Genomic DNA, 13,701 nt, shown 5'->3' with positions numbered 1-13,701 from the left:
GACTCACTCCTGTGACATCCCCGCCGTGACCGAGCGAACCGCTCTCCCGACGCGGGTTCCTTTGACGAACCGACCGCCCGCTCGCTGGACGGCGTGGGCGCTACTCACGACGACTTTCCCGGCTTCGGCGGCGATGTCCCAACTCGGTCGTTCGACGGCCTGGAATCTCGACGTCGCCCAGCGACTCGGATGTGCTAACACGTACAGGGTCGGACACGCACCCGATTCGATGACTTCGATAACGTCGGCGGTCGAGCGAACATCTCCGACGCCGGGCGCGTACGCACCCCAGTCGCGGCCGGTGTCCGACAGGTACAGCAGTTCGGACAGACCGATCGCGTCGAACTCCAGCGCGTCGTAGGCTTCCCCGACGAGGTCGTAGTGTTCCGGCGTCCGCGCATCTTCCCACATCTCCGTGTTCAGGTGCGGCGAGAGCGGGCTCCCGTGGGCGCAGGCCGTCTTCACGTCGACGTGCTCGCGGAACCGTTCCAGATTCTCGTCGAATCGACGGTGGGCGGCTTCGACGTTCCCGCGCGTCGCCGCGAGGTCTTCGTAGTGGTAGCCGACCTCGTGACCGAAGTCTTCCATCGCTCGGGCGATGTCCGGCTCGAACGTGCTCGTCCGGAAGTAGTAGGTCGCACCGACGCCGCGTTCGGCTTCCGCCTTGGCCAGCGCGACAGCGTTCCCGACGCGACGGTCGACGTCGTGTCGCAGGACGACGTGCGGTTCGTTTACCGTGTCCGCTTCGACGTACTCGGATACAGTGTAAAACCGATATCCCGCGTCGAGTGCCACGTCCAAGATTCGTTCGTAGTTCGGTAAATTGAATCCCGATAGCCTCATGTGTCCGATTGATGACCTTGATAGGATAGATCTTTGTTACGAGCAACCTACTACAAATGCAGACAAATCAGCCCCTATCTGAACGGCGTTTACGAGCTGGAAAATCCTCGATGCGGCGCATTGGATCGGCGGAAGTGACTGCCGAACGTCGGTATCCCGAATTTCCGTCGTCCCGCGTCCGACGGGCTTAAGATTCTCCCGCGTCAAGTCACGGAAGAATGAACAGCGGGGCGCTGGACGTAATCGAGTTCTTGCTCACTGCGCGGATCTACAGCGAGAACCAAGATTTGGACGAAAACGACCTGCCACCGAAGATCCGGCAGGTGTTCTGGCACGACGGGACGATCGAGCGACCGCTCCGAACATCGGTCGAGACCGCCCGCGAGGCGACCGATCTCGACCAGCCGTGGGAGGCTATCTCGGAGCTGATGTTCACCGAGCGGGACACGTTCTCGGGGAGCATCGAGTTGACCCAACAGGACATGGCAGAGGAGTGGTTCGCGGAGCGCGACGAGGGGCGCATCGCGGAGAACCCGACGCTCGCGTACGCGCTCTCCGGCTACGACGGCGTGGACGCGGACTATGAGGCGGTGCGCGAGGCGAACCGCCCCGTGCAGTCCGACCGAGCGTGGATAGACAGCCTGCTCGAAGAGCACTTCGACGAGGAAGAGGAGGACGAGGACGGCGAGAGCATGCTCGACCTCGTTGACATCCACGCGCCGGAGGAGGTCGAGTTGACCCTGGACGACCTCGTGCTCACCGAAGACCAGGAGGCCGAGATTCACAAGATCGTGAAGGCCATCGAGCACCGCGAGTACCTCGCGGACATCGGCCTGCGCGAGATCGGGAAACTGCTCTTCGTCGGACCGCCGGGCACCGGGAAAACATCGACCGCACGCGCGCTGGGCTACGACTTAGACCTCCCATTCGTGGAGGTGAAGCTGTCGATGATAACCAGCCAGTATCTCGGCGAGACGGCGAAGAACGTCGAGAAGGTGTTCGAAGTGGCGAAGCGACTCTCGCCCTGTATCCTCTTCATGGACGAGTTCGACTTCGTCGCCAAGACGCGCCGGAGCGACGAGCACGCCGCCATCAAGCGCGCCGTGAACACCCTCCTGAAATCCATCGACAACATCTCGCTCATCCAAGACGACGTGCTCCTCATCGGCGCGACGAACCATCCCGACCAACTCGACGCGGCGGCGTGGCGACGCTTCGACGAGATTCTGAACTTCCCGAAGCCGGACGAGCAGATGCGGTCGGACATCCTCCGGGTCATCACGCGCCGGATGCGGATCTCCGATTTCGACCCCGACGAACTGGCGACGAAGACCGAGGGGCTGACCGGAAGCGACCTCCGACTCGTCCTCCGCGAGGCCGTGCTGGAGGCGCTGACCGAGAACCGAACCGAACTCCGACAGGAGGACTTACTCTACGCCATACAGGACTTCGAGGAGCGCGACAACCTGAAAGACCTCGACATGATCGACGGCGACCATGACGCGCTGGTCGCCGGCGGGGATATAAGCGGTCACTCGCACGACCACTGAGCGATGGAAGTCACCCTCCTCGGCACCGGCGACACCACGGGAACGCCGACCCCGGGCTGTGACTGCGACACGTGCCGCGAAGCCCGCGAGCGCGACGTCGAGCGGTCGCGTTTTTCGGTGCATGTCCGCAACGAGGAGACGGACGAGAGCCTCCTGATAGACGCCAGTCCGGATTTCCGCCATCAGTTTCTCACCCGCGAGGTGGCGCTTCCCGATGAACTCCTCGTCACGCACGTCCACTTCGACCACCTCGACGGGCTCGGGAACGCCTACCGGCTATTCGACGCCCTCCCCGTCCACGCCGCAGACGAACGTGATCCGGAGACGGGCGAGAGCGTCGCGGAGACGGTTCGGTCGAAGTTCGACTACCTCGACCGGATCACGGTTCACGACCGCACGCCGCTCTCGTCGTTTTCCGCCTGCGGATTCGACGTGACCCTCGTCCCGGTCGACCACCCGCCCCTGCTCTGTTATGGCGTGGTGGTGGAGGGGAACGGCGCGAAACTCGCGCTCACGGGTGACACGAGCTACGCGATTCCCGAGGCGTCCCGCAAGGCGCTGGCCGACGCCGACCTGCTGCTGGCGGACGCCATCGTTCCGGCCTCGCTCTGCGAGTACCACCCGGCCGGCGGACGACACCCCGACGAAGACGGCGTTCCGCGTACGTTCGGCTATAAGCACGCGACGCGGGAGGGGGCGCTCTCGCTGGCGGAGGAACTCCGGGCGGAGGAAACGCGACTCGTCCACGTCTCGCACTTCTACCCCGTGGAGGAAGCGTTCGAAGAACCGCTGGCGGTCGACGGCGAGCGATTTCGGCTGTAACGTCGACCGGCTCCGTTGTATCGATGTCCCGACTCGATTCTATCTACCGATTCCCGTGCTGACTCTACCGCCGCCGGACGAACAGCGCGATAGCGACTAGAGCGCCGACGACGCCGACCACGAAGCCGAAGCCGGGGAGCGGCGTCTCGTGTTCGGTGACGGTGCCGGGATTAGTCGGTCCGCCGAGACTCCCATCGTTGCGGTCGGCGTCGTCGTTCACGCCGGAACCGTTCGTCGCGGTCGTCGTCTCTGGTTTCTGCCCGTCCGCCCAGCCGTCGATGGACTGGAGGTAGCTGTGGCACCGCTTCATGGTCTCGGCGTCGTACTTCTCGGTGTCCCCTTTCACGCGATAGCTTCCCGTGGCGTTCCGGTCGGCGATGGTCGGGCCGCTCGACCCGTCGCCGGTACCGACGCGCTCCACGTCGTACACTAGCCACGGCGTGTAGAACTCCCACACGACCTCGCCCGTCGGCGTCACTTCGAGGACGCGCTGGTGTTTGGTGTCGCCGACGAGCGTGTTCCCGTTCGGCAATCGGTCGGCGTCGCGGGGCCATCTGAGGTCGTCCCGCTTGCCGAGCGCCCACGTCCGCTTCCAGTCGTCGCCGCGCTTCTCGTACTCGACGATGCGACCGTTGTCAGAGTCGGCGACGAGAAGTGTCGGGTTCCCGTCTTTACTCTCCAGATAGTCCGGGTTGTGCTGTTTGTGGAGGACGTCGTGGTCGTCGTCAGAGCCGAGTCGCATCTCGATCTCGTTCGTGGAGCGGTTGACGACGATGGCCTGGTCGAAGTTGCGCGGTGAGGCGAGATACCGCCCGTCGCCGATCTTGTCCACATCGTTGACGTGCGTCCAGTCGTTCGAATAGTTCTTCGCGGTGTTCTTCGGGTAGTGCTTGCGGAAGTACCAGCGCCAGACGACCTCGTCTTTCTCCAAGTCGTAGACGAAGATGCTGTCGTCGTTTCGCTTGGCCTTCTCGTTGTAGGCGCGCATGTTGGCGACGAGCAACTGCGTCCCGTTGTTGATGAGGTCGACGTCGTGCGTGTCGTGGATGGGGAGCGTCTCCTTCCAGACGTGCTCTTGCGTGCGGGGGTTGAACTCGTAGACGACCGTCCCTCTGTTCGCCGTTCCAGTGACGAAGAGGTTCCCGTTCGGCATGGGGTCGACGTCGTAGCCCCAGACCATGCCGTGTTTCGCGGTGTGGTGTACCCACTTTACGTTCCCTTTCGGCCCAATGGCGACGAGTTTCGCGGGTTCCTTGCCGCCGTCTTCGAGCCACGAGTAGCCCTGCACCGCGACCACGGTGGTTCCGTTTGCCGGGTTTGCGATGGTTCCGACGCAGGGGTTCGCGTCGCTTCCTTGCCCGCCTGACTGTGCGGCGAGCGCCGGAGCGAGCAGTGGGAGACAGCACAGGAGCATCGCAGTGATGGCGAGGAACCGCCGTCGAGAGGGCGTCTGCATACACCACACTATCCCGTCCCCGTTCTTGTATGTTTACGAATCTCTCTCGAATCTGTCGAGTCCTGCCTGTCGTCGCGTTCGTCCCGCGGGGTCGGCGACCCACCGCGTCCGCGAATCGCGCTCCGCGTCGAGGTCGATATCGGGCGGGTCGGCGGGGTCGCACCCCGGACAGTCCGCTCCGCAGCGGGCGGGGTTCACGACTCGCTCCTTCCACCGGCAGTACGGCAGGCTGCCGTCTTGCGATTCGATTTCGGCGCAGGCCGGGAACTCGTAGGTTCGCCACCCCTTGCCGTAGGCGCGTTCCGCCATCCGCCTGCGCCGTCGGGCCTTCTCCTCGGCGCTCACGACGCGAACGTCGGTTCGCCCGGCGTGCTCCTCGACGAGTTCGGTTCCCGCGTCGTCGCTTTCGAGGGACGTCGGCTCCCTGACAATTTCGAGCGCTCCGTCGTCGAACCGCCAGACGCCGACCTCCTCGGGGATGCGGTTCAGGTGCGCGCGGGTGACGTAACTCTCGGTCGCCAACACGACCTCGTCCACGAGGGCGAGGCTCACGTCCTTGCGGAGTTGGATCTGCAAATCGCCGGGTTCGCCGAGGTCGGGTTTGTTTTCGATACCGACGAGTCGCCCGAACCAGTCGGGGTAGCGCGCGACCTGCCGGACGTACTCCCGGCCACCTCTCCGTTCGCGGTCGAAGAAGCCGATATCGACCGCCCGGTCGACGACCTCGCGGGCGTACTCGGGCGACGTGTCGAAGGCGCTCCGCCAGTAGCGCGCCCGCCCGACGCCCACTTCGCTCTCTATCGCGGCGTCGGGAATCCGCTCGTCGGTCAGTTTCGTTCGAGCGTCGAACGCCGGGCCGGGTTCGACGCAGAGCACGTCGATGATTCGGTTTGAGGGCGCGCGTACGCCGCCGCCGATCTGTCGGGCGACGAGATGGTCAGTCGTCGCTTCGAGGTGGGCGCACAGTGTCAGCTCGAACGGGAACTCTCGCACGATACCACGATTCGTTCGCCGAAAATAAAAGTCTCGCGTCAGTCGTCCGCGGGCATCGGCTCTTCTTCCTCGTCCGCCGCGATTTCCTCCCGGCGCTCGCCCGCTTCGCGCACGGTCACCGTCGGCTCCGGCACGCGCCGTTCGTCCTCACCGGCCTTCTCGAACAGCGACGCGAAACGCGTTTTCGTCCGCGCCACGAGTCCGTCGTGTCGGCGAGCTCGCTCGCGCTCGTCTTCCGACTTGCGTTCCGTTTCGGCGGTCGATTCTCGTTCTTCGGTGCGGTAGTAGCTACCTCTCGAATGGCACATCATCACACCCCACGGGAGATTGCGTTCGGAGTTCGATAATCGTTCGCGTCGGGTTCGACCGAGCCTTCGAGAAAGAAGGGCTCCTCACAGCCGCAGTGCGGCGAGCGTCGCGCTCACGGCTCGGACGACGAGGAACGGGAGCGCGAACGCGGCGCCGATGCTCGCCACCCAGCCGGCGAGCAGCAGGGGCACGCTCGACCCGACCAGCTCCGCGCCGTAGACGTACGCGACGCTCGCCGCGAGGGCGAGCAGCAGTTCGAGCGCCCAACGCACCGCGGAGTGTGAGGAACTCGGTTCGGCGAGTCCTAATCCGGTTTCGTACTTCATGGTCGTTCTCCTCAGTTAGAGAGGACGACCACCGGCAAAAATGTTAGATAAATTACACTTCTGTAGGGCGCGCTACTGAAACCCGTTCCTGTAACTTCCCCGTCACGACGTGCTCTTCGCGTCAGTCGCCGCCGACCGAGTTCGCTCGGTTTCGACGACGTTCAGGTCGTCGTCCAGGGTGACGCGCAGTTCCTCGTCGTTCAGCGGAATCGTGACGCGGACGCGCCACGGGTCGTCCGAGAGAACCGTCGTGTGCTCGTCGCTCACGCACCACGAGAGCGACCAGTAGGGCTTCGTACAGAGGTCGATTCCGTGGTCGCTGTAGAAGGTGACGACCGCCGACTGGTCGAGCAGTTTGAGACCGACCGCCGAGTGGAGTTGGTGGCGACACTGCTCGCAGTGGTGGTCGACGCGAACGTCGAGTCCGAGTCGGTCGTCGGCGTCGCGGACGATGGTCGTCGTCATTTTCCCGTTGCACTCGTGACAGACGCCGTCCGCGGCGAGACAGTGGAGGTGGCGAACTCGCTGGTTGAACGCGTCCATTATCTCGTCGTCTGTCCGGTCTTTCAGGCCGCCCGGCGGGAAGGGATATCGTCCGTGCGATTTCCCGCAGTCGGGACAGTTCACTGCCAGCATCTCGTCCTCGTAGGTGGCACACAGGTTCGCGCCGCAGTCGGCGCACGTCTCGTCCAAGTCGATGGGGTCAAGCCGGGGATGTTCGTTGAACGACCCGGCGAGAATCGCGCTGACGACCTTCTTTCCGGCCTGTCGGAAGTCGTAGCCCGCATCGGTGTGGACGACGAAGTGGTCGGCCAACTGCTGGAGGTGGTAGTTGAATTGGGCGCTGTCGCGCATCCCGACCTCCTTGCGTAGGTCGGAGAAACTGACGGGGCGCTCCGGCGCTTGCCAGAGCGCCTCCAGAATCGAGAGGCGCGTCTCGTTGGCGATGACCGAGAACGCCTCCGCCGGGGCGATGCAGTCTTCGCACTTCTGAAGACCGCCCTCACCGCTCGTGTCACTGCTCATGTCGAGAGATAATGGGGGCAGGGAATAAAACGTTACGTGAATTACATTTTTGTACCGGAACTGTCACGAACGTCCCCTCGTAGGAGAACAGTAGGTTTATCAGTCGTTCGGGCCGAATCTACGACAACATTACTATCAGGAGGTCAACGTTGACAGGAACACACAACCAACCGGAGGTGAACATCGGACTCGTCGGCCACGTCGATCACGGAAAGACGACGCTCGTACAGGCCCTTTCCGGCGAGTGGACCGACCAGCATTCCGAGGAGATGAAGCGGGGCATCTCGATTCGACTCGGCTACGCCGATGCGACGTTCCGGCGGTGTCCGGACGTCGACGCGCCGGAGTGCTACACAGTCGAAGAGATGTGCCCTGACGGTACCGAAAGCGAACCTATCCGCACCGTCTCGTTCGTGGACGCCCCAGGCCACGAGACGCTGATGGCGACGATGCTCTCGGGCGCTGCGCTAATGGACGGCGCGGTGCTGGTCGTCTCGGCCACGGAGAACGTTCCGCAGGCCCAGACGGAAGAGCACCTGATGGCGCTCGACATCATCGGCATCGAGAACATCGTCATCGCGCAGAACAAGATCGACCTCGTCGACCGCGACCGGGCCGAGCGAAACTACGAGCAGATTCGAGAGTTCGTGTCGGGTACGGTCGCGGAAGACGCCCCTATCGTCCCCATCAGCGCCCAACAGGAGGTTAACATCGACCTGCTGATGCAGGCAATCGAGGAGGAGATTCCGACGCCGGAGCGCGACCCGGACGATGAGCCGCAGATGTACGTCGCCCGCAGTTTCGACATCAACCGCCCCGGCACGACGTGGGACAGTCTCACAGGCGGTGTCCTCGGCGGCAGTCTCGTGCGGGGAAAGCTCACGGAGGGCGACGAGATCGAACTCCGCCCTGGCCGCGAGGTCGAAGAGGGCGGTCAGACCCAGTGGGAGTCCATCGAAACCGACGTGCGCTCGCTCCAGGCGGGCGGCGAGATGGTGGACGAGGTGACACCGGGCGGTCTGCTCGGTGTCGGCACGGGTCTCGACCCGAGCTACACCAAGGGTGACGCGCTGGCCGGACAAGTCGCGGGGACGCCCGGAACGCTCCCGCCGACGTGGCGGCAGTTCACGATGAAGATCGAGCTGCTCGACCGCCTCGTCGGGCTTGACGACCAGGACATCGACGAGATAAGCACGGGCGAACCGCTCATGCTGACCGTCGGCACCGCGACGACCGTCGGCTCGGTTACCAGCGCCCGCGCCGACGAGTGCGAGGTCGCGCTCAAACGTCCTGTCTGCGCGCCGGAAGGCGCGAAGATAGCCATCAACCGCCGCATCGGCGCGCGGTGGCGACTCATCGGTATCGGGACGCTCACGAGCTGATGGTTCCCACGGTCGCCACGGACACGAGCGCGCTTATGATGCCCGTCGAAAGCGGAATCAGGCTGTTCGACGAACTCGACCGTCTCCTCGGTCGGTACGAGTGCGTCGTTCCGCGCGCGGTCGCCGCCGAACTCGACGGACTATCGCGGGGCGGCGGCGCGGAAGCAACCGCCGCGAGCGTGGGACGGGACTTGGCGACCCGGTGTCGAACCGTCGACCACGAGGAATCGTACGCCGATGACGCGCTGGTCGAACTCGGAGAAGAGGTCGACTTCATCGTCACGAACGACGCGCCCCTTCGGAACCGCCTGCTCGACGCCGGCGTTCCGGTAATCCATATAAGGGGCCAGAACAAACTCACAATCACTCAACCATAGCATGTACAAACGGGTCAGACTGAAAGATACGGTCGAGGTGCCACCCCAGTTCCTCGCGGACGTAACGCCGGAACTGGTGAAGCGGCTACTACAGGACAAACTAGAAGGACGGATGGACGAGGACGTCGGGAGCGTCGTAAGCGTCACCGAGGTTCACGACATCGGCGAGGGCGCGGTGCTTCCCAACCGCCCCGGCGTCTACTACGAGGCGGAGTTCGACGCGCTCACCTTCGACCCCCGGATGCAGGAGGTCGTGGACGGGGAGGTCGTGGAAGTCGTCAACTTCGGGGCGTTCGTCGGCATCGGGCCGGTCGACGGTCTCCTCCACGTCTCGCAGATATCGGACGAGTACCTCGCATTCGACGAAGAAGGACAGCAGCTCGCTTCCCGCGAGTCGAACAGCACGCTCGGCGTCGGCGATTCAGTGCGGGCGCGCATCGTCACGAAGAGCATCGACGAGCGCAACCCGCGCGAGAGCAAGATCGGTCTCACGGCCAAGCAGGTCGGTCTGGGCAAGCACGGCTGGCTGAAGGCGGAGCGCGAACGGCGACAAGCGACCACTGAGAGTGAGTAATCATGGCCAGTAATCGACTCGCCTGCCGCGACTGCCACGCCGTCCTCAACGCGGACGAAGAGATATGTCCGGTGTGCAACTCGACCAGCCTCACCGAAGATTGGAGCGGCTACGTCGTCATCGCACACCCCGAGAAGAGCGAAATCGGCCAGGAGATGGAAGTCACCGAGCCGGGTAGCTACGCGCTGAAGGTTCGATAGGGCGATGAGCGAGGAACCGGATTCCTCGGACGATGTCGTCGTTTCGCTCCCTCGCGCGCTTCGGAGCGAGCTGAAGGTGCCGCTCGGGGCGATATTCACCGACACGGAGACGCTTCTCGATTCGGCGAGTCGTCCGCTCGTCGCCGTCGGCGATGTCGTCACATTCCACCTCGAATCGGCGGGCGTCACGCCGGACGTGGCGCTCGTAGACGGCTTGACTAAGCGCGACGCGGTCGCCCCCGAAATCCGCGACGCCGTCAGCGACGACGCCCGACACGTGTCGGTGACGAATCCGGCCGCAACGCTCACCGCCGACCTCCTCTTCGCGCTCGCCGAGTCGATTCACGCGGACGAAGCGACGGTGCTCGTCGTCGACGGTGAGGAAGACCTCGCGGCGCTTCCGGCGGTGCTCGCCGCGCCGGAGGGTGCGAGCGTCGTCTACGGCCAGCCCGACGAGGGGATGGTTCTCGTACAGGTGACGCCGGAAGTGCAGGCGCAGGTCGCCGACTTGCTGGCGCGGATGGACGGGGACGCGGAGCGACTCTTCTCGCTCGTCGACTATCACGGGCGTACCAGAGAGTAGGGTGGAATCTTACAATTCCGTTACTGTCGGTTAGTAGCGATGAACGTGTTTTCCGCCCTCGGCGTGCTCACCCGGCGGAATCGCCCACTTCGAAATCCTTTTACACGCTACGGGGAGAAAAGGAGTATAACTGAGTGTTACACATGGAAGTCGAAATCCTCTCACAGGAGCAGAATCCGATGCTCCACAGGACTGAAGTGCGATTCCAGATCGTTCACGACGAGGCGACGCCCTCGCGTCTCTCAGTACGGGACAGCCTCGCTGCGAAACTCGACAAGAACGCGGACGAAGTCGTCGTTCACGAGATGAGCACGAAGTTCGGGATGCGAAAGACCGTCGGCTACGCGAAGGTCTACGACAGTCCCGAGCATGCCCGCGACGTCGAACAAGAGTACATGCTCGAACGCAACAAGATAACCGCGGACTCGGACGGCGACACCGACGCGGAAGCCGAGGAGGCCGAATAATGCCGCTCTACGAACTCTACGGCGACGACGGCGCGACCGACCGCGAGCAGTGCCCGCGCTGTGGCGACTCGTTCCTCGCGGATCACGGCGACCGCCTCCACTGCGGCAAGTGTAGTTACACCGAGTGGCAGTAATGCGAATCCTCGGCGTCGAGGGTACCGCGTGGGCGGCCAGCGCATCCGTCTTCACGACCAAGTCGAACGACGGTTCGTCAGAGGCCGCTTCTGACGCCGTCTACGACCCGAACACCGATTCCGTTTTTATCGAGACCGACGCCTACCAACCGGAGAGCGGCGGCATCCACCCGCGCGAGGCGGCCGAGCACATGAGCGACGCGATTCCCCGTGTCGTCGAAACGGCGCTGGCGGAAGCGGACGGCGACATCGACTGCGTCGCCTTCTCGCGCGGGCCGGGACTCGGCCCGTGTCTCCGAATCGTCGGCACTGCGGCGCGCGCGCTGTCGCAGACGCTGGACGTGCCGCTGGTCGGCGTGAACCACATGGTCGCGCACCTCGAAATCGGCCGCCAACAGTCGGGGTTCGACTCCCCGGTCTGCCTGAACGCCAGCGGCGCGAACGCCCACGTGCTGGGCTACCGAAACGGGCGGTATCGCGTGCTCGGCGAGACGATGGACACCGGGGTCGGCAACGCCATCGACAAGTTCACCCGCCACGTCGGCTGGTCGCATCCGGGCGGGCCGAAGGTCGAGGAAGCCGCGAAGGACGGCGAGTACGTCGACCTACCCTACGTCGTGAAGGGGATGGACTTCTCCTTCTCGGGCATCATGAGCGCGGCGAAGCAGGCGTACGATGAGGGCGAGGCCATCGAAGACGTCTGTTTCTCGCTACAGGAGAATATCTTCGCCATGCTCACCGAAGTCGCGGAGCGTGCCCTCTCGCTCACGGGGCGGGACGAACTCGTTCTCGGCGGCGGCGTCGGGCAGAACGCTCGCCTCTGCGAGATGTTAGAAGCGATGTGCGATCAGCGCGGGGCGGACTTTTTCGCCCCCGAACCGCGATTCCTGCGGGACAACGCCGGGATGATCGCCGTGCTCGGAGGAGAGATGCTGGCGGCAGGCGACACGCTCTCCGTCGAGGAGTCGGCGGTGAACCCGAACTTCCGCCCCGACCAAGTCGAGGTCGGGTGGCGAGACGACCGTGAGGAGGTGTTCCGAAACGTCGGCGAGCGCGAAATCCGCGGCGCGGAAGCGACCGTCTCCGTCGGTTCGGAGCGCGTGACAAAGCGCCGCCTGCCGAAATCGTACCGCCATCCCGCGCTCGACGCTCGCCTGCGTCGGGAGCGGACGACCCTCGAAGCGCGCCTGACGAGCGACGCCCGACGCGCCGGGGTTCCGACGCCGGTCGTGTACGACGTCGACCTCGCAGAGGGCATCATCGAGTTCGAGCGCGTGGGCGACGCCGACCTCCGCGAGGAGTTGACCCCGCCTCGTGTGCGCGACGTGGGTCGCCACCTCGGCGTGATGCACCGGGCAGGAATCGTCCACGGCGACCCGACGACGAGAAACGTGCGGTGTTCGTCGGAGCGAACGCAGTTCATCGACTTCGGACTCGGCTACTACTCCGACGACGCGGAGGACTACGCGATGGATTTGCACGTCTTCTCCCAGAGCCTCGCCGGAACCTCGAACGACGCGGACGCTCTTCGTCGGGAGTTCGAAGGGGCTTACTCGGAGTCGGGCGACGAGGAGGTGTTGGCGCAGTTGCGCGAGATAGAAGGTCGCGGGCGATATCATTAAAATATCATACGTCACGACAGTTTCGACTCCGCTACTGCTCGCCTCTCACGGGCGCGATCTCGATCGAATGTTGCGGTCGTCTCTCCCTCGTCGCCGTGTTCTTCCTTCGACTCCCTTCCCGAGCGCCCCAAACGCTATAACCAGAGCGAACAATGTCTATCACATGTCCGACAAAGAGACCACCGGTTCCCTCTTCGGCGTCCCGTACAACTTCGAACGACCCAGCATCGGGCGGATGCTGTCGGCCTACTGGAAGCCCGGCGAAGGGATGCTGGTCGAGAAACCGTTCGGCGTCGGCTACACCATCAACCTCGCCAACTGGCGGTCGTGGATAGTCCTCGCCGTCGCGGGCGTCCTGCTCTGGCAGGAGCGCAAAGGCCCCGACGTGGAGGAGATGGAGGACGAACCCGTGGAAGTCATCGTGGACGACGACTGATTCGACGCCTCTTTTTCCCCGCGCCGCGCCGTTTCGCACGTGATTCGATTCGTCACCGGTAACGAGGGGAAAGTCCGCGAGGCGCGCGAGTATCTAGACGACGAAGTTCGACAGGTCGAGTACGACTACACCGAGATACAGAGCGACGACCTCGACGAGATCGCGCTCCACGGCGCGCGCGAGGCGTTCGCGGAGACGGGCGGCAAAGATCCCGTCGTCGTCGACGACGCGGGATTGTTCATCGACGCGGTGGGCGGCTTCCCCGGCCCCTACTCCGCCTACGTCGAGGACACCCTCGGCGTCGAGCGCGTCTGGCGACTCGCGGAGCGAGAGGAGAACCGCCGGGCGCACTTCCGCTGCGTCGTCGCCTACCACGACGGCGAGCGGAGCGAGATGTTCTCCGGCGCGGTTCCCGGCCGCCTCGTCGCCCCACGCGGCGAGGGTGGCTTCGGCTACGACCCCATCTTCGAACACGAGGGCAAGACACTGGCGGAGATGAGCACCGAGGAAAAGAACGCCATCTCCCACCGCGGGCGGGCGCTGGCGAAGTTCGCGGACTGGTTGGCGGAGCGGTAACATCGGAAGGTTGGGGAGAGGTCGG

At 64.3% G+C, this 13,701-nt stretch carries 18 protein-coding genes; 12 read left to right on the top strand and 6 right to left on the bottom strand.

Annotated features, from left to right (window positions below; all coding sequences use genetic code 11):
• Nucleotides 1-3 precede the first annotated feature (3 nt).
• Nucleotides 4-843, bottom strand: coding sequence for a hypothetical protein (locus tag LIW51_RS13995; RefSeq protein WP_227374723.1), 840 nt, complete (start codon nt 841-843; stop codon nt 4-6).
• Nucleotides 844-1,061: 218 nt separating this feature from the next.
• Between LIW51_RS13995 and LIW51_RS13990 the strand changes: the two genes are divergently transcribed.
• A complete protein-coding gene (locus LIW51_RS13990) occupies nt 1,062-2,393 on the top strand; it encodes an ATP-binding protein (RefSeq protein WP_227374722.1) in 1,332 nt (443 codons plus the stop codon).
• 3 nt (nt 2,394-2,396) lie between these two features.
• Entirely contained in the window at nt 2,397-3,215 is an 819-nt protein-coding gene (locus LIW51_RS13985) for an MBL fold metallo-hydrolase (RefSeq protein ID WP_227374721.1), read from the top strand.
• 64 nt (nt 3,216-3,279) lie between these two features.
• Here LIW51_RS13985 and LIW51_RS13980 read toward each other — a convergent pair whose 3' ends face one another.
• The 5 genes from LIW51_RS13980 to LIW51_RS13960 form a co-directional block, all read right to left on the bottom strand.
• Nucleotides 3,280-4,671: an arylsulfotransferase family protein gene (locus tag LIW51_RS13980; protein ID WP_227374720.1), complete on the bottom strand. Its 1,392-nt coding sequence runs from the start codon at nt 4,669-4,671 to the stop codon at nt 3,280-3,282.
• 33 nt (nt 4,672-4,704) lie between these two features.
• Nucleotides 4,705-5,664: a DUF5787 family protein gene (locus tag LIW51_RS13975; RefSeq protein WP_227374719.1), complete on the bottom strand. Its 960-nt coding sequence runs from the start codon at nt 5,662-5,664 to the stop codon at nt 4,705-4,707.
• Nucleotides 5,665-5,702: 38 nt separating this feature from the next.
• A complete protein-coding gene (locus tag LIW51_RS13970; protein WP_227374718.1) occupies nt 5,703-5,975 on the bottom strand; it encodes a hypothetical protein in 273 nt (90 codons plus the stop codon).
• An 81-nt stretch (nt 5,976-6,056) separates the two neighbouring features.
• Entirely contained in the window at nt 6,057-6,299 is a 243-nt protein-coding gene (locus tag LIW51_RS13965) for a hypothetical protein (protein ID WP_227374717.1), read from the bottom strand.
• Nucleotides 6,300-6,401: 102 nt separating this feature from the next.
• A complete protein-coding gene (locus tag LIW51_RS13960) occupies nt 6,402-7,325 on the bottom strand; it encodes a winged helix-turn-helix domain-containing protein (RefSeq protein ID WP_227374716.1) in 924 nt (307 codons plus the stop codon).
• A 149-nt stretch (nt 7,326-7,474) separates the two neighbouring features.
• Between LIW51_RS13960 and LIW51_RS13955 the strand changes: the two genes are divergently transcribed.
• The 10 genes from LIW51_RS13955 to LIW51_RS13910 all read left to right on the top strand — a co-directional run bounded on the left by LIW51_RS13955 (nt 7,475) and on the right by LIW51_RS13910 (nt 13,676).
• On the top strand, nt 7,475-8,707 hold the full coding sequence (locus LIW51_RS13955) for a translation initiation factor IF-2 subunit gamma (RefSeq protein WP_227374715.1): 1,233 nt from the start codon (nt 7,475-7,477) through the stop codon (nt 8,705-8,707).
• Nucleotides 8,707-9,084 carry a type II toxin-antitoxin system VapC family toxin gene (locus LIW51_RS13950; protein ID WP_227374714.1) on the top strand — a complete coding sequence of 126 codons (378 nt, stop codon included), beginning with the start codon at nt 8,707-8,709 and terminating at the stop codon, nt 9,082-9,084. The genes LIW51_RS13955 and LIW51_RS13950 overlap by 1 nt, the downstream gene beginning before the upstream one ends.
• A gap of 1 nt (nt 9,085) precedes the next feature.
• The gene (locus LIW51_RS13945) at nt 9,086-9,658 is read left to right on the top strand and encodes a DNA-directed RNA polymerase (protein WP_227374713.1); all 573 of its coding nucleotides are present in this window, start codon (nt 9,086-9,088) and stop codon (nt 9,656-9,658) included.
• Between the two features lie 2 nt (nt 9,659-9,660).
• Nucleotides 9,661-9,858: a transcription elongation factor subunit Spt4 gene (gene spt4 / locus LIW51_RS13940; RefSeq protein WP_227374712.1), complete on the top strand. Its 198-nt coding sequence runs from the start codon at nt 9,661-9,663 to the stop codon at nt 9,856-9,858.
• 4 nt (nt 9,859-9,862) lie between these two features.
• Complete coding sequence (locus LIW51_RS13935; RefSeq protein WP_227374711.1) at nt 9,863-10,441, top strand: GTP-dependent dephospho-CoA kinase family protein; 579 nt, start codon at nt 9,863-9,865, stop codon at nt 10,439-10,441.
• 143 nt (nt 10,442-10,584) lie between these two features.
• On the top strand, nt 10,585-10,908 hold the full coding sequence (locus LIW51_RS13930) for a 30S ribosomal protein S24e (RefSeq protein ID WP_227374710.1): 324 nt from the start codon (nt 10,585-10,587) through the stop codon (nt 10,906-10,908).
• Complete coding sequence (locus tag LIW51_RS13925; RefSeq protein ID WP_227374709.1) at nt 10,908-11,042, top strand: 30S ribosomal protein S27ae; 135 nt, start codon at nt 10,908-10,910, stop codon at nt 11,040-11,042. The genes LIW51_RS13930 and LIW51_RS13925 overlap by 1 nt, the downstream gene beginning before the upstream one ends.
• On the top strand, nt 11,042-12,664 hold the full coding sequence (locus tag LIW51_RS13920; RefSeq protein WP_227374708.1) for a bifunctional N(6)-L-threonylcarbamoyladenine synthase/serine/threonine protein kinase: 1,623 nt from the start codon (nt 11,042-11,044) through the stop codon (nt 12,662-12,664). Before LIW51_RS13925 ends, LIW51_RS13920 begins: the two co-directional genes overlap by 1 nt.
• Nucleotides 12,665-12,827: 163 nt before the next feature.
• The gene (locus tag LIW51_RS13915) at nt 12,828-13,100 is read left to right on the top strand and encodes a DUF5808 domain-containing protein (protein ID WP_227374707.1); all 273 of its coding nucleotides are present in this window, start codon (nt 12,828-12,830) and stop codon (nt 13,098-13,100) included.
• Nucleotides 13,101-13,139: 39 nt separating this feature from the next.
• Nucleotides 13,140-13,676, top strand: coding sequence for an XTP/dITP diphosphatase (locus LIW51_RS13910; RefSeq protein ID WP_227374706.1), 537 nt, complete (start codon nt 13,140-13,142; stop codon nt 13,674-13,676).
• Nucleotides 13,677-13,701: the final 25 nt, after the last annotated feature.

Source organism: Haladaptatus halobius, assembly GCF_020618475.1.
GTDB classification, from domain to species: Archaea; Halobacteriota; Halobacteria; order Halobacteriales; family Haladaptataceae; genus Haladaptatus; species Haladaptatus halobius.
The sequence above is the reverse complement of the archived record's forward strand: the minus strand, read 5'-3'. Positions and strand labels throughout refer to the sequence as shown.